Consider the following 20,805-nt stretch of genomic DNA (forward strand, 5'->3'; position numbering starts at 1 on the left):
TTGGTATGGAACGAGATGCTGATAACGATTGCACTAACGTGAAACCAACGCGTGGCTAACGTGTAGATGAGCCTGCCGGCACGCGCGGAAACCGCGCGAGCGCTTCGAGCGTATCGAGTTCGATGTGATTGCGCATGTAGCGCTGGCTCGCGTCGGTGAATGGCTGCCAGTCCCACGACTGGATGCGCCCTTGCGTGGTCGCCTCGAAGTGAAAGCGCCGCCGCCGTTGGCTCGCGAGCACGTCTTCGTGCAGCGTCTTCAGGTTCCAGCGCTGCGCCAGCTCGGCGCGAAACGTTGCCATGAGCGAGGCGAAAGACGCATCCTGCGCAAGGTTGCGCAACTCCTGTGGATCGCGCGCAAGGTCATAGAGCTGGTCCGGATCCGCAGGCGAATGGATGAACTTGTAGTCGCCGCGCCGCATCATCACGATGGGCGCGATGGCGCCTTCGGCAAGGTATTCGCCGATCGCGAGGCCTTCGCTGCGTTCCCCACGTTCCCCAAGCAGTTGCGGCACGAGACTCGTGCCGTCGATGGCATCGGGCCATTCCGCGCGCGGCTCGCCGGTGGCGAGTTCAACCAGCGTGGGCAGCAGATCGAGGTGCGAAACCGGCGCCGCCACACGATGCGCCGCGAAACGGCCCGGCGCATGCACGATCAGCGGCACGCGCACGCCGCCTTCGAAGAACGTCATCTTGTACCAGAGGCCACGCTCGCCCAGCATGTCGCCGTGGTCGGAGGTGAGCACCACGATGGTGTCTTCGGCGAGGCCCGTCTGCTGGAGTGCATCGAGTATCGCGCCGAACTGTGCGTCCACATACGAGAGCGCGCCGTAGTAGGCATGGCGTGCACGGCGCACCTGGTCGTCCGTGGGCGGCGTGCGGTCCGTCTCGCAGACGTGGCGCAGGCGCTGCGAATGCGGGTCGCTCTCTTCGAAGGTGAGCGACGTGCGAGGCAGATCGATGTCCTCGTCGCGATAGAGGTCCCAGTACGTCTGTGAAATCGCGTAAGGGTCGTGCGGATGCGTAAGCGACGCCACGAGGCAGAACGGCCGATCGTCGCGGCCCGCAGCCCGCTCGCGCACGATGTCGAAGAGCTTCTGGCGCGAGGTGAACGTGACTTCGTCGTCGAAGTCGAGCTGGTTGGTGCGCACGCACGGCCCCGCGTCCAGCACGGAACTCATGTTGTGATACCAGCTGGGCCGCACCTCGGGATGCGTCCAGTCCGGCACCCAGCCGAAGTCGGCGGGATAGATGTCGGTGGTGAGGCGTTCCTCGAAGCCGTGCAGTTGGTCCGCGCCGCAGAAATGCATCTTGCCCGCGAGTATCGTGCGGTAGCCTTCGGCGCGCAGATAGTGCGCGAAGGTCAGCGTTTGCGCGGGGAATTCTGCGGCGTTATCGTAGGCGCCAATCTGCGACGGCAGCTTGCCCGCCAGCATCGAAAAACGCGCGGGCGCACAGAGCGGGCTTGCGCAATAGGCGGCGTCGAACACCACGCCTTCACGTGCGAGCGCATCGATGCGCGGCGTGATGGACAAACGATGACCGTAGGCGCGCAGCGCGAACGGCGTCATCTGGTCCGCCATCAGAACGAGAATGTTAGGCTTCCTGCCGGAGGTCATGTTCAATGGAACCAGGTGGTTGAGAGTTGAAGTGCGGTGCCATCGCATCGATTACGCCAATGAAGCGTCGGATGAAGCGGCCGGACGCAGCGCAATGCGGCACCTCTGCACTATTGCCGCTCAATTTCGCCGTGGGAAGCCGGCGCACGCTTATAAGGACATAAGGGGCCGTTATGACCGAGCAGGACCGCTTGCCGCCCATGCAGGCGCTCGCCGTATTCGAGTCGGCCGCGCGCCTCACGAGCTTTTCGGCCGCGGCGCGCGAACTGGGCGCCACGCAGCCCGCGGTGAGCCAGCGCATCGTGCAGCTCGAAAACGACCTGGGTGCGCCGCTCTTCGAGCGCACCCCGCGCGGCGTCACGCTCACGCCCGACGGCGAACGTCTTTACGAGGCCGTGCGCGTGAGCCTCGAATCCATTCGCGTGGCGGCGGCCGACATTCGCGCGCGACGCTCCAATGAAGCCCTCACCCTGCTCACCGACTTCGGTTTCGCCACCTACTGGCTCATGCCGCGCCTCATGCGTTTGAAGGAAAGTCTGCCGGGTTTGAGCGTGAAGATCGTCACCTCGCAGCACGGCTACGATCCGCACCGCGATCACGCCGACATCGCCATTGCGTTCGGCAACGGCGACTGGGCGCCTTGCACGTCCACGCGGCTCTTCCAGGAAGAAGTGACACCCGTGTGCTCGCCGGCGTTTCTCGCCGCGCATCCCGAGGCCGCCACGCCCGCAGGCCTCGCGCATCTGCCGCTGCTGCACGTGCAACCGACGCAGCCCGAGCGCTGGCTCTCGTGGCGCGGCTGGTTTGCGGCGCAGCAACTCGAAGCGCCCGACGAGCGGCACGGCATGATGTTCAACAGCTACGCGCTCGTTATCCACGCCGCGCTGATGAATCAGGGCATTGCGCTCGGCTGGCGGCCGCTCGTCGATGAACTGGTGGCAACAGGGCAACTGGTTCGCCTCTGTGGCGAGCCCGTGAAGACCTCGAGCGGCTACTTTCTGGTCTGCCCGCCCGCGCGGCCCGAAGCGGCAGCCACGCCGCTGTTCCGGCGCTGGCTGCTCGCGGAGGTTGCGCAGCCCGGTATGTAGGCGCCGCCCGCGTTGCGAAGCGCTGACGTGTGGATACCAGCAGCACGGCGCATCGGTTCTATTCGCGGCACACGTGGCGCTGGTTTACTTCGGCTACCTGCGTAATAGTTTGCCGCGCGTGCTGACGCATGCGCAGCCGCCGCGCGGGTATTTCACGCCAACCGGAGAGAACCCGCATGACCGCCACCGCTCGCTCGCATCAATACGCCCTGACGCTCGACTGCCCCAGCGCCGCCGGCCAGGTGGCCGCCGTGGTGGGATGTCTGGACCGGCATCGCTGCTACATCGACGAACTCACCGTATTCGACGACGACATCAGCGCACGCTTCTTCGTGCGCTGCGTCTTTCATGGCACAGGCCACGGCACCGGCGACGGTGTGGCCGCTTCGGACACCTCGTTGCAGATCGACACACTCAAGTGCGAATTCGCACCCGTGGCTGCGGATTTCCAGATGCGCTGGGCCATCCACGACATGACCGTGCGGCCCAAGGTGCTCATCATGGTCTCGAAGCTCGAACACTGCCTTGCCGACCTGCTGTTCCGCTGGCGCATGGGCGAGCTTGCGGTGGATATCGTAGGCATCGGCTCGAATCATCCCGACTTCGAACCGCTTGCGGCGCAGCACGGCTTGCCGTTCTGGCATCTGCCTGTGACCGCGGAAACCCGCGCGACGCAGGAAGCGCAACTGCTCGATCTCTTCGAACGCACCGGCGCCGAGCTGATGATTCTCGCGCGCTACATGCAGATACTGTCCGACGCCACGAGCCGCAGCCTCGCGGGCCGCGCCATCAACATCCATCACTCGTTTCTGCCCGGCTTCAAGGGCGCGCGGCCCTATCACCAGGCGCATGCGCGCGGGGTGAAGCTGATCGGCGCAACGGCGCACTTCGTCACCGACGATCTGGACGAAGGCCCGATCATCGAACAGGTGGTGGAGCGCGTGGATCACGCCTACCGGCCCGAGCAGTTGCTCGCCGTGGGACGCGACGTGGAATGCATCACGCTCGCACGCGCCGTGAAGGCGTTCGTGGAGCGGCGCGTATTCATCAATGGGGAGAGGACGGTGGTGCTTTGACAGCGTAGCGCCGTCAACGAAAAAGCGCGGACCGGAAGGGTCCGCGCTGGAACTTCACTGATACCGCTTCACTACGTTCAAGCCATTCGCGTCAGAAGACGCATTAATGCGCGCCCGCCACCCAGCTGTCGACGCGATCGGTGTGTGCGGCGATCCAGGCATCGGCCGCGGCCTCCGGCTTGGTGCCGTTCTGCGCGGCCAGCATCACGCTGTCGATTTCGCCCGGCTTCCACTGGAATTTCTTGAGGAACGAGACCACCGGCGGCGCCTTCGTTTCAAGTGACGGATTGATCACGTTGTCCACGTGCTCGGCCTCGCCGAATACCTTCTTCGGGTCGTCGAGGAATTTGAGCTTCCACTTGGCGAACATCCAGTGCGGCGCCCAGCCCGTCACGATCACGGGCTTGTTGGCCTGGATCTCGCGCGCGAGTTCGGCCGTCATTGCCGCGCCGGAACTCGGCATGAGCTGATAGTCGAGGTTGTAGGCCTTGATGGCGTCCGCGGTCTTCTTCATCACGCCGGCGCCGGCGTCGATCCCGACGATACGGCCGCCGAACGCCGCCTTCTGTGCTTCGATGTCGGCCAGACTGTTCGCGGGCGCGTTGGCCGGCACGATCAGCCCGATCTTGGCGTCAGGGAAATTCACGCCGAGGTCTTTCACTTGCGTCTTGAACTTGTCCCAGTACGCGCCCTGCGTGACGGGCAGCCATGCGGAGAGCGTCGCGTCCAGGTCGCCGCGCGCCACGCCCTGCCACATCATGCCTGCCGCTACCGGCACCAGTTCCACCTGGTAGCCGAGGCGTTTTTCGATCACGCGTTTGGCCACGTTCGAGGTGGCCACGCTGTCGTCCCAGCCTTCCACATAACCGATCTTGATGGTCGGTTTCGTGTCGGCCACGGCACCCGTGCTGAACGACGCACTCATCGCCACCACGAGCGCAGCGCCCACCGCGCCGCACAGCATCTTTCTCTTCAAGGGTTTCATTGTCGATCTCCTGTTCGCCGCACGTCCGCGCGGTCCCGAGCCTTCAGAATCACCAGCCAGAAATCGACTCGCTAAAGACATTGCGACACGTGATTGTCGAATTGCGACGCGTGTAACGACGTGTGCAAACACGCGCGCCATGACACGCCTTTCGCTACTTGTCGACGACGAGATCCGAAAGCGGCTTGCTACAACACAACAACACCATGCCCTGGTCGATTTCGCGCTGGCGAATGCCGCCGTTGTGCTTCATGTCGACCTGGCCCGAGACGAGCTTGACCTTGCAGGTGCCGCACATGCCCTGCGTGCACGAGGCGGGCAACCTCACGCCGGCCTCGCGCGCGGCGGTGAGCACCGGTTGATCGGCACCGCACGTGATCTCGCGATTGCTGCGCGCGAAGCTCACGGCAAAACGCGCGACACCATGGCCGGCCTGCGACTGCGCATCCGCCTCGCTGCCTTCGGTCGCCGCCCCGCTTGCCGCATTTTCGGCGGCCAGCGTCTCGAACGAAAAGCTCTCTTCGTGGTAGTGGCTGCGATCGAAGCCCGCTTCGTCCAGCAGATCGCGCACGGCCTTCATATACGGCGCCGGGCCGCACGTGAATACCTCTCGCTCCATGAAGTCCGGCGCAATCAGCTTCAACAGCGGCAGCGTGAGAAAGCCCGTGACGCCAGGCCAGTTCGTGCGCGCGCCCAGCCGCTCGCAAACGAACGAGGTGCGAAAGTTCGCCTGGTTCGACGCAATGAGATCGAGTTCGCGAGCAAAGATGATGTCGTCGGGCGTGCGGGCGCTGTGCACGAACACGATGTCCTGGTCGTCGCCCAGTTCGTGGTGCGCGCGGCTCATCGACATCAGTGGCGTGACGCCCGAACCCGCGGAGAGAAACAGAAACTTGCGCGCCGGATGCCGCGCGCACGTGAATTCGCCGGCCGGGCCCAGCACGCGCACGCTCATGCCCGCCTGCAGATTGTCGTGCAGCCAGTTCGACACCTTGCCGCCCGGCACGCGCTTCACGGTAATCGAAATGGTATGCGGCCGCGTAGGCGCCGACGAAATCGTGTAGCAGCGGTTGATGGTCTCGCCGTCTATCTCGAGTTCGAGTGTGATGAATTGTCCTGGCTCGAACACGAACGCGCGGCCCTGCGGCGAGCGGAAGAAAAAGCTCTTCACGTCGTGCGTTTCCTGCCGGACGTGGCAGCACACCAGCGCTTCCTCGTCTTCGCTCGTCCAGCGCGCGGGCAACGCGCGCCAGAATTCCGGCTTCGTCACACGGCTTTCCACGGGCTCAAAGGTGGCCGCATCCCGCATCATTGTCTGCTCCTGTTGCCATGAGGCGTGGGTCTACGCGCTTCATGAGTCCACGTCACGCGCACCCACGAACGCTCACTTTTCGATCTGCGCTTCGAGGCGGCCGATGTACCACTCGCAGAACTTCTCGACGAGGCCTTCCGTGAACGGCGAATACGGGCCCGGCTCGTAGGCGCTGCTCGAAGCGCCGCGCTGCGAATACTCCACGAGCGCGCGGTCCTGGTCGTTGGTCGCGTTCCAGACGGCCGTGAGGTTCTTCACGTCGTAATCCACGCCCTCTTTCGCGTCTTTGTGCACGAGCCATTTCGTGCGCACCAGCGTTTCGCCGGCCGACAGCGGAATGACCGAGAACGTCACGATGTGGTCGCTCATGAAGTGATGCCACGAATTCGGCTGCGTCCAGAACGAGAGGCCGCCCAGGTCCGCCTGCCGGAACTCGCCCAGCAGCTTCTTCGAGGCCACCTTGGCGTCGAGCGTCTGCGACTCGCCGCTGCGGTCGAGCGGCAGGCGCTGCGTGCGAAAGCCCGTGACGTCCGTGAGGCGGTCGATCTCCACCGAAGGCAGATCCATCGACTCCCATTGCGCGGCACGTTCCACACAGGTGCGCTCGAACGCGGCCATGCCTTCGGCGTTCGCGGGCGACGGCTGGTAGCCGAAGCCGTATTCGTAGAGCGAGATGGTGAGTTCGGGATGGTTGGCCACGCAGTGATAGCACTCGCGGTTGTTCTCCATCGTGAGCTTCCAGTTGCCCTTTTCGATGATGTCGACTTGCGCCGCGATCTTGCAGTTCGGCAGGTCGTGCGGGAGCATGTACGGCTCCATGGCGGCGCGCATCAGCTCGAAGTCGACGGGCGGCTCGTCGGCAAGGCACACGAAAAGCAGGCCCGCCAGGCTCTGCAGGTGCACAGGCTTCAGGCTGTGCTTGCAGCGGTCGAACTGCTCGCCCATGTGCTCGGCGAACATCAGGTCGCCCGTGAGGTTGTAGGTCCAGCTGTGATACGGGCAGACGATGTTGCCCACCGACCCCTTGTCCTCGTTGCACAGCCGCGCGCCGCGATGGCGGCAGACGTTGTGGAATGCGCGCACCTGCATATCGTCGTCGCGCACGATCAGGATCGAGTCGTGGCCCAGTTCCACCGTGACGTAGTCGCCGGGTTCGGGAACGTCGGGCTCCACGCCGACCTGGATCCAGTGCTGGCGGAAAATGGCCTCCATGTCGAGCGCGAAAATCTCATCGCTCAGATAGAACGGTGCTTCGAGGCTGTAACCCTTCTTGCGCCGTTCGATGAGCGCGCGCACGTCTGCCGATACTTTCATCTTGTGCTCCGGAAAGCGTAATGGGGCGGCTTGAGCCTGTTTCTGGAATCCTGGCCGGGGGCTGGGTCGTGAACGGTTCGCCCGCGGGCTAGTAATCGATGAGTTGATGCTCCCGCAAATAGCCGAGAATCACTTGTGCTTTTTCGACCGAAGTCCCTTCAATTACGACGCTGCCGCCCCGGCTTTCAGTCGTGGTAGCGGAGAGCATGCGGGCATGGCCGGAGCGCTTTTCGGCGGCGGCAAGCCGCACCGGCTTGCGCTCGATGGGGCCGATGGTCCAGGCGGCAGCGGTCGTGGCTGCGGGTTGCCGGTCTGCCGGGCCGCCTTGTTCGCGCCCCGAAAGCGACGCCTGCTGCGAGCCGGGTTGTGAGCCGGGTTGCAAGCCTGGCCGCGCGGCTTGCTTAGACCCCGACTGAGCAGCCGCCGTCGCGGGCCGACCCGGCACGATTTCCCCAGCACGCAGCCGCGCATAGGCATAGCGCGGCGCCACGGCCGCGAGCGGGTGCACGGCTACCACAGCAGGCAGCGTCACCGCCACCGCGCGGCGCAGGCCCTTCGGCAAGAACTGGCGCACGCGCACCGCCGCAGGCGCACCTGACGCGCCCGGCTCCGGCGCAACTTCCACGGCCGCGTTCACGAGCGGATAACCCAGCCGGTCCGCAAGCTGATACGGCAGCAGGCCGCTGTCGAAGGCGCCCTCGGCGCAGGTGCCCGTGAGCACCAGGTCGTAACCCTGCACGCGGGCCGCCAGCGCGGCCACAGCGGCGCCCTCGTCGTCTTCAGTTGCATTGCCGCACGCAAGCACTTCGACGCGTTCGGCGCCGAGCGCCAGATACGCTTCCAGCGCCGGGTTCCGGGCGTCGCCCGCGTGCAGCACGTCGAGCTGGGCGCCCCAGCGTCCCGCCAACGTGCGGCCGATTTCCAGCGCCGCCGCGTCGTTGCGGCTATAGCGCGCCACCCCGCTCACGGGATGCCGCCCCACCGAAACGAGCACCGCGATGCGCTTCAGGCGCGCTGCCTCGCGTGCTTCCATGTTGTCTCGTGCGTTCATGCCGCGACTCCCTCCACGACGGTTGGCGCGCCCGCGGCGCGGCTCGCTTCGCCATGCGCGGCACGGGCGCGCGCGATGGCCTCGGTCAGCGACGCAATGGTTTCCCGCGTGTCGCCCACGATGGTCAGGTCTGCACGTTTGGCAATGGGCGCGCTCGCGTCCAGATTCACGGCAATCACGTGGCGGCAGTCCTTGATGCCCTGCAAGTGCTGAACCGCCCCCGAAATGCCGAACGCGATGTAGACGCTCGCCTGCACCGTCTTGCCCGTGGCGCCCACCTGCTTGTCGCGCGTGAAGTGGCCGTTGTCCACGGCCACGCGGCTCGCGCCGATGGCTGCGCCCAGCACGCCCGCGAGCGCTTCGAATGCGGCGATGTCCGTCACGCCGTTGCCGGCCGACACGATGAAGTCGGCTTCTTCGAGCGCCACCTGCGACGCATCCGTTTCCTCGATACCGAGATCGCGATAACGCGCGGCTGCAGACGCCGCCGTGTCGAAGCTGCCCATCTGCATGGCTTCGCCTGCGCCCACGAACGGCAAGCGCGAATCGACGGCACCCGGCGCGAGCAACACGACCTCGGGCACCGTGCGCTTCGCCACGGCCTTCTTCGCGTGCACGTAGACGCTCACGTGTGCGGCGTCGATCTCCACCACGTGCGCGGCCACACTCGCGCCCGCCTGGGCTGCGTAGCGGCGGCCCAGATCGCCGTCGCCCGCAGCGTTGTCGGGCAGCAGGATATGCACGGGCGCGAACTGCGCCGCGCAGGCGGCGAGCGCCTGCACCTCGCTTTCAGGGGCAAACGCGCGACGGTCGAAGGCCGCGAGTTCGATCACCTTGTCAGCGCCCAGCGCGGCGGCGTCTTCTTTCAATTCGCCGAATACCATCAGGGCGACCTGCGTCTTCGCGTCGGCCATCAGCGCGGCGGCCGCAACCGTTTCGCGTGCATGCTCGTCGAGCGCGCCGCGGTCGCTGTGCGCGGCCACGAGAATCGTGCGCTGCGCGGGCTCTACGGTGCGGCGCGGCTTCGCGGCTGCGCGCCCGTGCAGCGAGGCCGCGGCAGCGCTCGCGTCGAGCGAACCGTCAGCGCTGCCCGCTTCGCCCAGCGTGATGCGTTTGAGACCGGCGGCCGTGATGACGAACGGCCGGCGCGGATCGATACGTTTGATCGTGTTCATGGCGCGGCTCCGTTCAATCCAGCGACGCGGCAACGAGTTCGGCCACGTCGAGCACTTCGGGCCTCGGCCCCACCACGCCTTCCAGCATCGCCGTGCAGTTCGGGCAACCCACCGCGACCACCTCGGCGCCCACGGCGCGTGCGTCGGCCATGCGGATGTCGGGAATGCGCTGCTTGCCCGGAATGTCGGTGAGCGGTGCGCCGCCTCCGCCGCCGCAGCAGCGGCCGCGCGTGCCGTGGCGCTCCATCTCCACCACCTGAATGCCGATGGTCTTCAGGAGCTTGCGCGGTGCGTCCGTTTCGCCGTTGTAGCGGCCGAGATAACACGGGTCGTGATACGTGATGCGACGGCTCGCCAGCGCCTCGGCCGCCTTCGGCGCGAGCGTGCCCGCGTCCACCAGTTGCGCGAGCAGCGTGGTGTGATGCAGCACTTCGTAGCGCCCGCCGAACGCGCGGTACTCGTTGCGCAGGCTGTGCATCACGTGCGGGTCCGCCGTGACGATACGCCGGAACGTGAGCGTGGAAAGCGTCTGGATCATCGTGGCCGCGAGTTGCTGGAACGTCGCTTCGTCGCCGAGGCGCCGGGCCACGTCGCCGGTGTCGGTTTCGCCCGCGCCCAGTACCGCGTAGTCCACGCCGGCCTGGTTCAGCACCTTCACGAGCGCACGCAGCGTGCGCTGGTAGCGCATGTCGAACGCGCCTTCGCCTGCTACGAGCAGCACGTCCACGGGCTTGCCCGGCTGCGCGAGCGGTGCGTTGAGATCCACGGACCAGTCGTAGCGCGCCGCGCGGTCATAGCCGCCCGCCGTGCCCGTCTCGCGCAGGTTCGCGAGCACCTCGGGGCCCTTGCCCGGCACTTCGCCGTGCACGAGCGTCTGGTTGCGGCGCATGTCGACGATGGCGTCCACGTGCTCGATCAGCATGGGGCACTCGTGAACGCAGGCGCGGCACGTGGTGCACGACCAGAGGGTGTCCGCTTCGATCAGGCTCGACACGATGGGACGCTGCGGCTCGCCGCCATGACGGCCCACCGGAATGCCCGGCGTCGGGCTGCCCGCGTAGGCCGAATCCGTGCCGCCCACCATGCCCGTCACGAGGTCCTGAATCAGCTTCTTCGGATTGAGCGGCTGGCCTGCCGCGAACGCCGGGCACGCGGCTTCGCACTTGCCGCACTGGACGCACGCATCGAAGCTCAGCAACTGGTTCCAGCGGAATTCGACGGGCTTGCCTACGCCGTACTCGTTGTGGTCCAGCGCGGGCGCCTTGAGCGCGGTGGGCGGCACGGCGTCGCGTTGCGTCGCTGTTTGTGCTGCTTTTTCCGCCGTCTTTTTCACGGAAAAACGTTCCTGGCGCGGATGAAACGCGAGATGCAGCAGCCCCGCGATGGCGTGTTTCATCGGACCGCCGCGTGCCGCGCCGAACGTCATCGCGAACGCACCGGCCGCGATGAGCAGCGCGAAGATCACGGCGAGCCCGCCCGACATCGCCCCGGCCGGCACCGCCACGTAGAGCGCGAGCCCCAGCGCGAACGAACCGAGCAGCCACGGCAGCGTGTTCCATGGTCCGCGCGACAGCCGCGCGGGCACGCCTTTCGTGTCGTGACGGCGACGCCACACGAACACGGCGCCCACCAGCATCGCAAGCGCGCAGAGCAGGATCAGGCGGTCGAGCCATGGCGAGTAAATGGCGAGCCCGTAATTGACGAACACCAGCGCGAACGCCGCAATCGCGCCGCCCGCGGTGGCGATGTGGGTCTTCGCGATGTACGGGTCGCGCGCCACGACGTGATGCAGATCGACGAAATAGCGCTTCGGAATGGCGAGCAGGTTCGCGAAGCCGAACGCGCCCGCCGCCGTGGCGCGCCCGAGCTTCCAGTACGACGCGCGCTTCGCGACCGCGAACGCGAGGCCCGCCACCGAAACCCACAGCAGCGCGGTGATGAGGAACGCCGGGCTCATGGCTAGAAGTCCTTGCAAAGACGCAGTGCGTCGTAGATCGCACCGTGAATGTTGTGCATGGAGATGCAGTCGCCCACGCGGAACAGCAGGAAGCGCCCGTTGCCGAGTTCTTCGGCAAGCGACGGCTGCGGCTCCGCCGCGAAGAGCTTGTGCACGTCCACCTGGCCACGGTTCACGGACTCGGGCTTGAGCTTCCAGTAGAGCGCGTCGTTGGGCGTGACGCCGTTTTCGATCACCACCTGATCGACGGCGCGCTCTTCCTGTTCCTCGGTGTACTCGTTGCGGATCACGGCGATCTTCTTGCCGTTCTCTTCATAGACGCGGTCGAGCCAGTAGTTCGGCGTGTGGATCACGCCCTGCGCGTAGAGCCGGCGATAGAAGATGGGGAACGTGGTGCCGCCCACGTCGTCGGCCACCTTCACGTCGGGCGTGACGATCTCCACCTTCGAGCCGCGGCTCGCGATGAAGTCGGCCACGCCGGCGCCCGCATGCGTGCTCACGCCGTCATAGACCAGCACGTTCTGCATGGGCTGCACGTTGCCCGAGAGAATGTCCCACGCGCTCACGGCGAGGCCTTCGGCCACGCCCCACGCGGGCACCTGCTGCGTGAAGCTCGAGCCGCCCGTGGCCAGCACCACGATGTCGGGCTTCTCGGCCATGATGGTTTTCTCGTCGGCGGCCACACCCAGGCGCCGGTCTACGCCAAGGCGCTTCGTTTCCATGTCGAACCAGCGCACGATGCCGGCCATCTGTTCGCGCTGTGGCGCCTTCGCGGCGAGCAGGATCTGGCCGCCCACCGCGTCGCTCTTTTCGAACAGCACCACGTCGTGACCACGCGAACGCGCCACGCGCGCCGCTTCGAGTCCTGCCGGCCCCGCGCCCACCACGACCACCTTGCGGCGCGGCCCGCGCGTTTTTTCGATGACGTGCGGCATGGTGGCTTCGCGCGACGTCGCGGCGTTCTGCACGCAGAGCACGTCGAGGCCGTTGTACTGGCGGTCGATGCAGTAGTTCGCGCCCACGCACTGCTTGATCTCGTCTTCGCGTCCGTCGCGAATCTTGATGACCATGTGCGGATCCGCAATCTGCGCGCGCGTCATGCCCACGAGGTCAATCATGCCCGTGGCGAGCAGGCGTTCGGCCTGGCCCGCGTCGCGAATGCTCTGCGCGTGCATGACGGGCAGCTTCACGACCGACTTGATGCCCGCGGCCAGATGCACGAACGGCTCGGGCGGCAACGCCATGGGCGGCATGCAGTTGGCGAGCGTGTTGTGCGTGTCCGCACCGGAACCGATCACGCCGACGTAGTCGATCAAGCCCGTTTCCGCCATGGCTTGCGCGATCTCTTTCAACTGCTCGTGGTCGAGCCCGTCTTCGTGGAACTCGTCGCCGCACATGCGCAGGCCCACGCAGAAGTCACGGCCCACAGCCTCGCGCACGGCTTTCAACACTTCGATGCCGAACCGCAGCCGGTTCTGCAGGCTGCCGCCCCACTCGTCGGTGCGGAAGTTGGTGCGCGGGCTCCAGAACTGGTCGATAAGGTGCTGGTGGGCCGCGGAAATTTCGATGCCGTCCATGCCGGCCTGCTGCACGCGCTTCGCCGCGGTCGCGAAGTCGCCGATGATGCGGCGGATTTCCTCCACCTCGATGATCTTCGCGTTGCCGCGGTGCACGGGCTCGCGCACGCCCGAAGGCGACATCAGATGCGGCCAGTGCTCGCCGTGAAACGCCGAGCGGCGGCCCATGTGCGTGGCCTGGATCATGATCTTCGCGCCGTGCCGATGCATGGCTTCGGCCAGCCGCCCGAGCGGATCGATCACGCGGTCCGTCGCAAGGTTGACGGACTTCCACCACCCCTGCGGGCTATCGATCGAAACCGGGCTCGACCCGCCGCACACGGCAAGGCCCACACCGCCCTTCGCCTTTTCCTCGTAGTAACGGATGTAGCGGTCGCCGGGCAGCCCGCCGGGCTCCGCATAGACTTCCGCGTGCGCCGTGCTGACGATGCGGTTGCGCAGCGTGAGCTGGTTCAGCGCGAGCGGTTTGAACAGGTTGGGGTAACGCATCGCAGACAACCTCGGGCGTGGGTGTGGGGATTGAGTCGGTGTGGGGCGTGCCCGGCAGACCGGTACAAGTCGTTCAGTTCGCGAGCGGCGACACTTCGAAGATGCAGTGGTCGTGGCCTTCGGCCGCGCACTGCACTTCCTTCGACTGCGCACGCGGTGCGTGTCCGCTGGCGCCGCTCGTGTCGCTGGTGTCGCTGGTGTCATTGACCCAGTCCATCGCGCCGGCGAACCAGCCGGCGAACATGTAGCAGAGCTTGCCCGCTTTGCCCGGCTGCGCGAGCACGAACGACGAGTGGCGCAGTTCGATGCGTGCATGTGCACTGGCGGGGTCCGCCTCGACGATGCGGAACAGACCCCAGCCGCGTTGCGACAAACGCTTCAGGTAATGCTCGAACACCGCCATGCCGCTGATGCCGTGCTGCTTCGCTTCCTTGTCGCACCAGTGGTACGCCGACTTGTAGCCGGCCTGGTACAGAATGCCGGCGTAGGCCTCGCGGCCCAGCGCCTCTTCCACAGCGGTGTGGTTGTTCGTGAAGAAGTGACGCGGCACGTACAGCATGGGCAGCGCGTCGGTGGTCCAGACGCCGGTTTCGGCATCGACGTCGATGGGCAGTTGCGGTTGCATCGCGAAAGCTCCGTGGGGTGAGCGTGAGGTTCTTCGGTGTGTGGCGTGTCGTAATGGACGAGCGTGGTCGTGTGTCGGGTCGTAAGGCGCTGAAGCCTTACGCGCCCCACACGTCGCGAAACACGCGCACCCAGTTCTCGCCCATGATCTTGCGGATGCGCGTCTCGCTCCAGCCGGCGCGCTCCATCGCCTGCGTCAGGTTCGGAAATTCGCCGATAGTGCGAATGCCTTCGGGGTTCACCACCTTGCCGAAGTTCGTGAGGCGGCGGTAGCGGCCCTTGTCGTGCGTGAGCCAGTCGAAGAAGTCCACGCTGTAGCCCTGCGTGAAGTCCGTGCCGATGCCTACGGCGTCTTCGCCGATCAGGTTCACCACGTAGTCGATGGCTTCGATGTAGTCGTCGATGGTGGCGTCGATGCCGCGCTTCAGGAACGGCGCGAACATCGTCACGCCCACGAAGCCGCCTGCGTCCGCAATCTCTTTCAACTGCGCGTCGGACTTGTTGCGCGGATGCTCTTTCAGGCCCGAAGGCAGGCAGTGCGAATAGCAGACCGGCTTCTTCGAAAACGCGATGGCTTCCGAAGACGTATTGCTGCCCACGTGCGACAGATCGACCATGATGCCCACGCGGTTCATCTCCGTAATGACTTCGCGGCCGAAGTCGGAGAGCCCGCCGTCTCGCTCGTAGCAGCCGGTGCCCACGAGGTTCTGCGTGTTGTAGCAAAGCTGCACCACGCGCACGCCCATGTCGGCGAATGCTTCGATGTAGCCGATGTTGTCTTCGAACGCATGCGCGTTCTGGAAGCCGAGAATCACGCCCGTGCGGTTCTCCTTCTTCGCACGCGCAATGTCTTCGGTGGTGCGTACGAGCGTGAGCAGTTCGCTGTTCGCGCGGATCTGCTGCTTCATGAGCGCGATGTTGTCCACGGTCTTCGCGAAGCTCTCCCACACGGACACCGTGCAGTTCGCCGCCGTGATGCCGCCTTTTCTCATGTCTTCGAACACCGAACGGTCGAACTTCGAGATGTTCAGACCGTCGATGATGATGCTGTTCTCGTGCAGGGTGCTCATGCCGTAGCTCCGTGGTTCGGGTTCAGTAGATCGGGAAGCGCTCGCACAGCGCGAAGATCTCGCGGCGCACGCGCTGCTCGGTAGGCGCATGGCCTTCGGGGTGCTCGCGCAGCGCATCGAACACATCGAGAATGAGGCGCCCGATCTCGCGGAACTCCGCGACGCCGAAACCGCGCGTGGTGCCGGCCGGCGAGCCGAGGCGAATGCCCGAGGTCACCGTGGGCTTCTCGGTATCGAAGGGAATGCCGTTCTTGTTGCAGGTGATGCCCGCGCGTTCCAGCGCCTGCTCCACCTGCGTACCCTTGAGGCCCTTCGGGCGCAGATCGACGAGCAGCAGATGGTTGTCCGTGCCGCCCGTGACGAGGTCCACGCCGCCTTCTTTCAGCACTTCGCCCAGCGCCTGCGCGTTGGCGAGCACGCTGTCGATATAGGTCTTGAAATCTGCATGCAGCGCTTCGCCGAAGGCTACAGCCTTGCCCGCGATCACGTGCATGAGCGGGCCGCCTTGCAGCCCCGGGAACACCGCGGAGTTGATCTTCTTCGCGATGTCTTCGTCGTTCGTGAGCACGAAGCCGCCGCGCGGGCCGCGCAGCGTCTTGTGCGTGGTCGAAGTCACAACATGCGCGTGGCCGACAGGGCTCGGATGACGCCCCGCGGCGATGATGCCGGCGATGTGCGCCATATCCACCATCAGCTTCGCGCCCACGCTGTCGGCAATCGCGCGAAAGCGTGCGAAGTCGAGCACACGCGGATACGCGGAGAAGCCCGCGATGATGAGCGTCGGCTTGTGCTCGTGCGCGAGCTTTTCCACCTGGTCGTAGTCGATGCGCAGCGTCTCGCGGTCCACGCCGTACTGCACGGCGTTGAACCACTTGCCCGAGAGCGCGGGCTTCGCGCCGTGCGTGAGGTGCCCGCCCGCATCCAGCGACATGCCCAGCACCGTGTCGCCGGGCTTCGCGAGCGCGAGCATTACGGCGCCGTTGGCCTGCGCGCCCGAATGCGGCTGCACGTTCGCATAGCTCGCGTTGAAAAGCGTCTTGATGCGATCGATGGCGAGCGCTTCGACCTCATCCACATATTCGCAACCGCCGTAGTAACGCTTGCCGGGATAACCTTCCGCGTACTTGTTGGTCAGCACCGAGCCCTGCGCTTCCAGCACAGCGCGCGAGACGATGTTTTCCGAGGCGATCAGTTCGACCTGCGACTGCTGCCGCTCGAGTTCCTTCAGCACCGCGCTGCGCACGGGCGCGTCGCGTTCGGCGAGGGTCTGCGTAAAGAAAGGGGTGGCGTTCGACATGGGGCGTCCGTTGGTCAGGAAAAGCAGCGTATTCAGGCATGCGAAGCGCAGCACATAAGGCTCAGGGCTGCCGACGGCTCTATTCTTGTCTTTCGCCTTTTGCGCCAATTGATGAATTCAGACGCGTTCTTTTCCATTTCCGCCATGCGAGTCCGTTTTGGACAAGTCGGCTTTCAAGCGTCGGAAAAAGCAGGCCGCACTGCCAATGCTGCTTTGCAGCGCAAACACCCTTCAGGAGCACCGCTTGCGTGCGGCGCGCGCCCGCCCACGGTGCTCGCGCCGCACAGTGCAGGTGCACAGCACGACCGTGCGAATGCTCGATAAGTGGGACGAATAAGGGTTTGGCCGGGGTTTCGCCAGGGTTTGGCCAGGGTTACAACGTATGGCACGCTTGTTGCCATCAACACGAGAATAAATGCGGCCGCGCCCCACCGGCCGTCAAGCTGTAGAGCCGAAGTCAGAGAGCCGAAGGAACACCGCACCATGTCGCCCGACCGTACCGCGTCGTTGTCCCACTTCGCTTTCATGCCGCTGCCCAACTTCACCATGATCGCGTTCACCAACGCGATCGAAGTGCTGCGCATGGCGAATTACCTGAGTGGGCAGCCGCTCTACCGTTGGTCCGTCATCAGCCCCGACGGCGGCCTCGTCAGCGCGAGCAACGGCCTCTCCGTGGACACGGGGCCCGCCGACTGCGTCGGCAAACCCGACATCGTGTTCGTCTGCGGCGGCATCAACGTGCAGCGCGAAACCACGGCCACGCATCTGGCCACGCTGCGTCGCTTCGCGCGCGAAGGCGTGGCGCTCGGCAGCCTGTGCACCGGCACCTACGCGCTCGCGAAAGCCGGCTTGCTTGCGGGCTACGCATGTGCGATTCACTGGGAAAACATGTCGGCGCTCAAGGAAGAGTTTCCGGACACGCGCTTTTTGAAAGAGCTGTTCGTGATCGACCGCGATCGCGTGACCTGCACGGGCGGCGTCGCGCCGCTCGACATGATGTTGAACCTCATCGCCTCGCGCATCGGCACGGCGCGCGTGACGCAGATTGCCGAACAGTTCATCGTGGAGCACGTGCGCGATACGAGCGCGCAGCAGCGCATGCCGCTCGTGGCGCGTCTTGGCTCAGCGAACAAGTCGCTGTTCGAAGTGATTTCGCTGATGGAGAACAACATCGAAGAGCCGCTCTCGCGCGAAGAACTCGCGCGGCTCGCGAACATGTCGCAACGGCAATTGCAGCGCCTTTTCCGCGAACATCTGGGCATGACGCCGACGCACTACTACCTCACGCTGCGTCTGCGTCGTGCACGCGAGTTGCTGCTGCAGACCGACATGTCGATCATGCACATCACCATGGCCTGCGGCTTCCAGTCCGCGTGCCATTTCAGCAAGAGCTATCGCGATGCGTTCGGCACGGCGCCCACGCGCGAGCGCCGCAAGCAGGTGGCGCCGCTTGCCGAAGTGGTGGGCGCACCGGGCGCTCCGGGCACTGTGCCGGCGCCAGCGGCAGCCTCAGCGCACCACGCGTTTCTGTCCGCCTGAAGTTCCCTGATACGTTCGCTGATACGTTCGCTGATATCCCGCACGTTCACGCGAATCGCGCCGTCACCTGAACCGCGCGGCGCAGCGCCGTCTGCATGAGCGCGCCGCCCGGCATCATCTCGAAGTCGATAGCTTCCACCGCGTTGCGCACGATCAGCCCGAGTTCGGTGCTGCCCTGCATGATGAGGCGCCGGCTGAAGAACAGCGTGTCGGCATCCACGTCGCGCGCAGCGAGCCGGATGAAGTCGGGGCCGCTCGCTGCGACGATCAGGTCCGGGGCTCGTGCCTCCCCACGCCAGGGTTCGAAACGATCCGCGCCCACGGTGAGGCGCACGGTGAGGCCGATGTCCGTCACGTTCAATTCGTAGAGATACCCGGACAGCAACGCACGCGTATCGGTGTCGAGCACGGGCAGCACGTGGCGATTGAGCGCCACACAGAGTGCATACGCGAGCGGCGTAGCGGGCAGACGGGCCGCGCAGTAGCGCAGCAGGGGCACAGGGCTCGGTAGCTTCATGCGCGGACTCCGGTCGTGCCTGCTGCGGCGGATGGATCGCCGGTTGGCGTGACACTCGTGAGGTCTGCGATGCCTGCATTAGCGGCCGCCTTTTCAGCCAGGCCCGGCTCCCCGAACCAGAACCCGTTGCAGGACGGTGCGTCGTGCTGCGCGCAGGCCTCGCGATACGCATCCCGCGGCGTGAGTTCGCCGTCGCACACCGCCTTGAAGATATCGAGCACCGCCACCGTGCGATTCGCCTGCGGGCTGATGCGCAGTACCGATACGCCTTCGCTCGCCAGACCGTGTGTGTGGCCGGCCAGGTTCACCACCTGCGCCGTCTGCGTCTGAATGCCGTTGATCGTGACGAACGGTTTGCCATCCTGAGCGAAAGCGGTCATGCCTTCGGGGTCGTCGATACAGCGGCGTTCGCAATGATCCTTCTGCAAATGGTGATGACGCGCGGTGAAGCAGCGTGCCGAAAAGGCGAGCGGCGCACGGCCGTAGGCGAAGTACTCGATCTCGCAGGGCGGCTCGCTCGCGGCGCCGTTCGCCTCCGTAATGCCGCCGCGAATTTCCGCCAGCGTGGCACGCGAGCAATCCACGGGCGTCACCCAGCGCCGTGCGCCCAGACTCACGAGCCATTCGAGCATCTGCGCGCTGTAGCAGTTGAGATGCGGCCCCGCCACGAAAGGCATGCGTCGCGCGACGAGCGCGAGCGCGGACATGTCGTTCACTTCCGGCATGAACTCGCCGTTCTCGGCGAGCTTGCGCGCCTGGCGCAGGTCCGCTTCGGTTTCGGCGAGTGCCAGTGCGGAGAGCACGACCTCTTTGCCGGCCGACGCCAGTTCGCGCGCAATCGCGACCCAATCCGAAAAGCGCAGTTCGTGACGGCGCGAGCACACCACCTCGCCGACGTAGACGACATCTGCCGCGGAAGCCGCCACGTCGGCATAGAACGCCATGACGTGGTTGCGAGGCCAGTAATAAAGAATGGGACCGAGCGCGAGCTTCATGAGGCTTACTTCCATGGACGTGAATAGGCGCCGAGCGTGTCCTGCTGCCCCTCGGCAAGCGAGCCGAGCGCGGCGTGCCATGTCGCCGCGCGCCCCGCCGCGACACCTTCGCGCGTGAGCGCATCGAGCGCTTCGCGCCACACGCGTGTGACAGCCGCGGTGTAGGCGGGACCGCGCTGACGGCCTTCGATCTTCACCGCCGCCACGCCCATGCGCGCCAGCTCGGGCAACAGTTCGAGCGCGTTGAGGCTCGCGGGCTCTTCCATCGCGTAGTAGCGCTTGCCGGCCACCTCGAAACGGCCTTTGCAGATGGTCGGATAGCTGGCCTTGTCGTCCTCGCGGTAGCTGTCCACGAGCACACCGCCGAGGCGCGCATCGAGCCGCTTTTGCGTGCCCTCCTGGCGCTCGACCCACTGCACGTGGCGCGCCGGCGAGCACACGCCGTTGAGATTCGGCGATTCGCCCGTGGCGTGCCCCGAGAGCATGCAGCGCCCCTCCACCATCACGCACAGGCTGCCGAACGCGAACACCTCGATCTCCACCGACGTCTGTCGCACCGTCTGCTCGACCTGTTCGAGCGAAAGCACGCGCGGCAACACGGCGCGCTGAATGCCGAACTCGCGCTGCAAAAAGTTGATGCCTTCGTGGTTCGTCACCGACCCTTGCACCGAAAGATGCAGACGCAGCTCGGGATGCTGCCGCGCCGCATACGCCATCACGACGGGGTCGGCCACGATGGCCGCATCCACGCCCACGCGCGCGGCCAGATCGATGGCGGCGGTCCAGCGCGAGAGGTCGCGGCCATGTGCGTAGGTATTGATCGCGAGCAAGACTTTGCGATTCGCGCGATGCGCGTAATCGATGCCTTGCGCGAGCGTCGCTTCGTCGAAGTTGAGACCGGGAAAAGCGCGTGCGTTGGTGTCGTTGCGCAGGCCGACGTAGACGCAATCGGCACCGCCATCTACGGCGGTACGCAGTGCAGGCAGATTACCTGCCGGGCAAACGAGCTCGGGAATCCTGAGGGGCGGGTGTAGGACGGCAGTCGTGGAAGCAGAAGCAGATAGCGATGCCTGCGCCTCAGCGGCAGGCGGGACGATCGTGCGCATGGGCAACGGCGATCC

At 65.7% G+C, this 20,805-nt stretch carries 17 protein-coding genes; 3 read left to right on the plus strand and 14 right to left on the minus strand.

Annotation, left to right across the window (positions count from 1 at the left end; genetic code table 11):
• Positions 1-55: 55 nt before the first annotated feature.
• Entirely contained in the window at positions 56-1,618 is a 1,563-nt protein-coding gene (gene betC, locus PKKP23_RS14930) for a choline-sulfatase (RefSeq protein WP_126877472.1), read from the minus strand.
• 173 nt (positions 1,619-1,791) lie between these two features.
• Between betC and PKKP23_RS14935 the strand changes: the two genes are divergently transcribed.
• Both PKKP23_RS14935 and PKKP23_RS14940 read left to right on the plus strand, forming a co-directional pair.
• The gene (locus PKKP23_RS14935; protein ID WP_126877473.1) at positions 1,792-2,706 is read left to right on the plus strand and encodes a choline sulfate utilization transcriptional regulator; all 915 of its coding nucleotides are present in this window, start codon (positions 1,792-1,794) and stop codon (positions 2,704-2,706) included.
• Positions 2,707-2,882: 176 nt separating this feature from the next.
• The gene (locus PKKP23_RS14940; RefSeq protein ID WP_126877474.1) at positions 2,883-3,782 is read left to right on the plus strand and encodes a formyltetrahydrofolate deformylase; all 900 of its coding nucleotides are present in this window, start codon (positions 2,883-2,885) and stop codon (positions 3,780-3,782) included.
• Between the two features lie 103 nt (positions 3,783-3,885).
• Here PKKP23_RS14940 and PKKP23_RS14945 read toward each other — a convergent pair whose 3' ends face one another.
• From PKKP23_RS14945 to PKKP23_RS14990, 10 genes are all read right to left on the minus strand, one after another.
• Positions 3,886-4,767, minus strand: coding sequence for a glycine betaine ABC transporter substrate-binding protein (locus PKKP23_RS14945; RefSeq protein WP_126877475.1), 882 nt, complete (start codon positions 4,765-4,767; stop codon positions 3,886-3,888).
• A gap of 154 nt (positions 4,768-4,921) precedes the next feature.
• Positions 4,922-6,079 (minus strand): FAD-binding oxidoreductase, encoded by a 1,158-nt coding sequence (locus PKKP23_RS14950; protein WP_017775987.1) that lies wholly within the window; start codon positions 6,077-6,079, stop codon positions 4,922-4,924.
• Between the two features lie 72 nt (positions 6,080-6,151).
• Positions 6,152-7,393, minus strand: coding sequence for an aromatic ring-hydroxylating oxygenase subunit alpha (locus tag PKKP23_RS14955; RefSeq protein ID WP_126877476.1), 1,242 nt, complete (start codon positions 7,391-7,393; stop codon positions 6,152-6,154).
• 88 nt (positions 7,394-7,481) lie between these two features.
• Positions 7,482-8,426, minus strand: a complete 945-nt coding sequence (locus tag PKKP23_RS14960; RefSeq protein WP_126877567.1) for an electron transfer flavoprotein subunit beta/FixA family protein — start codon at positions 8,424-8,426, stop codon at positions 7,482-7,484.
• A gap of 14 nt (positions 8,427-8,440) precedes the next feature.
• Complete coding sequence (locus tag PKKP23_RS14965; RefSeq protein ID WP_126877477.1) at positions 8,441-9,619, minus strand: electron transfer flavoprotein subunit alpha/FixB family protein; 1,179 nt, start codon at positions 9,617-9,619, stop codon at positions 8,441-8,443.
• 13 nt (positions 9,620-9,632) lie between these two features.
• A complete protein-coding gene (locus PKKP23_RS14970) occupies positions 9,633-11,576 on the minus strand; it encodes a (Fe-S)-binding protein (RefSeq protein WP_126877478.1) in 1,944 nt (647 codons plus the stop codon).
• Positions 11,577-11,578: 2 nt separating this feature from the next.
• Positions 11,579-13,642, minus strand: coding sequence for an NADH:flavin oxidoreductase (locus PKKP23_RS14975; RefSeq protein ID WP_126877479.1), 2,064 nt, complete (start codon positions 13,640-13,642; stop codon positions 11,579-11,581).
• 73 nt (positions 13,643-13,715) lie between these two features.
• Complete coding sequence (locus tag PKKP23_RS14980) at positions 13,716-14,267, minus strand: DUF5943 domain-containing protein (protein WP_126877480.1); 552 nt, start codon at positions 14,265-14,267, stop codon at positions 13,716-13,718.
• A gap of 97 nt (positions 14,268-14,364) precedes the next feature.
• Positions 14,365-15,336: a dipeptidase gene (locus PKKP23_RS14985; protein WP_017773741.1), complete on the minus strand. Its 972-nt coding sequence runs from the start codon at positions 15,334-15,336 to the stop codon at positions 14,365-14,367.
• A 22-nt stretch (positions 15,337-15,358) separates the two neighbouring features.
• Complete coding sequence (locus PKKP23_RS14990) at positions 15,359-16,633, minus strand: serine hydroxymethyltransferase (RefSeq protein WP_126877481.1); 1,275 nt, start codon at positions 16,631-16,633, stop codon at positions 15,359-15,361.
• A gap of 483 nt (positions 16,634-17,116) precedes the next feature.
• Here PKKP23_RS14990 and PKKP23_RS14995 point away from each other — a divergent pair, with 483 nt between their 5' ends.
• The gene (locus tag PKKP23_RS14995; protein ID WP_126877482.1) at positions 17,117-18,172 is read left to right on the plus strand and encodes a GlxA family transcriptional regulator; all 1,056 of its coding nucleotides are present in this window, start codon (positions 17,117-17,119) and stop codon (positions 18,170-18,172) included.
• A 46-nt stretch (positions 18,173-18,218) separates the two neighbouring features.
• Here PKKP23_RS14995 and ubiT read toward each other — a convergent pair whose 3' ends face one another.
• Genes ubiT through ubiU form a run of 3 tightly spaced genes read right to left on the minus strand, consistent with a single transcriptional unit; the run spans position 18,219 to position 20,790 of the window.
• Complete coding sequence (gene ubiT, locus PKKP23_RS15000) at positions 18,219-18,689, minus strand: ubiquinone anaerobic biosynthesis accessory factor UbiT (RefSeq protein ID WP_126877483.1); 471 nt, start codon at positions 18,687-18,689, stop codon at positions 18,219-18,221.
• Positions 18,686-19,684, minus strand: coding sequence for a U32 family peptidase (locus tag PKKP23_RS15005; RefSeq protein WP_126877484.1), 999 nt, complete (start codon positions 19,682-19,684; stop codon positions 18,686-18,688). The genes ubiT and PKKP23_RS15005 overlap by 4 nt, the downstream gene beginning before the upstream one ends.
• A 5-nt stretch (positions 19,685-19,689) precedes the next feature.
• Positions 19,690-20,790 (minus strand): ubiquinone anaerobic biosynthesis protein UbiU, encoded by a 1,101-nt coding sequence (gene ubiU, locus PKKP23_RS15010; RefSeq protein WP_240659019.1) that lies wholly within the window; start codon positions 20,788-20,790, stop codon positions 19,690-19,692.
• Positions 20,791-20,805 lie beyond the last annotated feature (15 nt).

It is taken from the genome of Paraburkholderia kururiensis JCM 10599 = LMG 19447, from assembly GCF_003986935.1.
GTDB lineage: Bacteria > Pseudomonadota > Gammaproteobacteria > Burkholderiales > Burkholderiaceae > Paraburkholderia > Paraburkholderia kururiensis.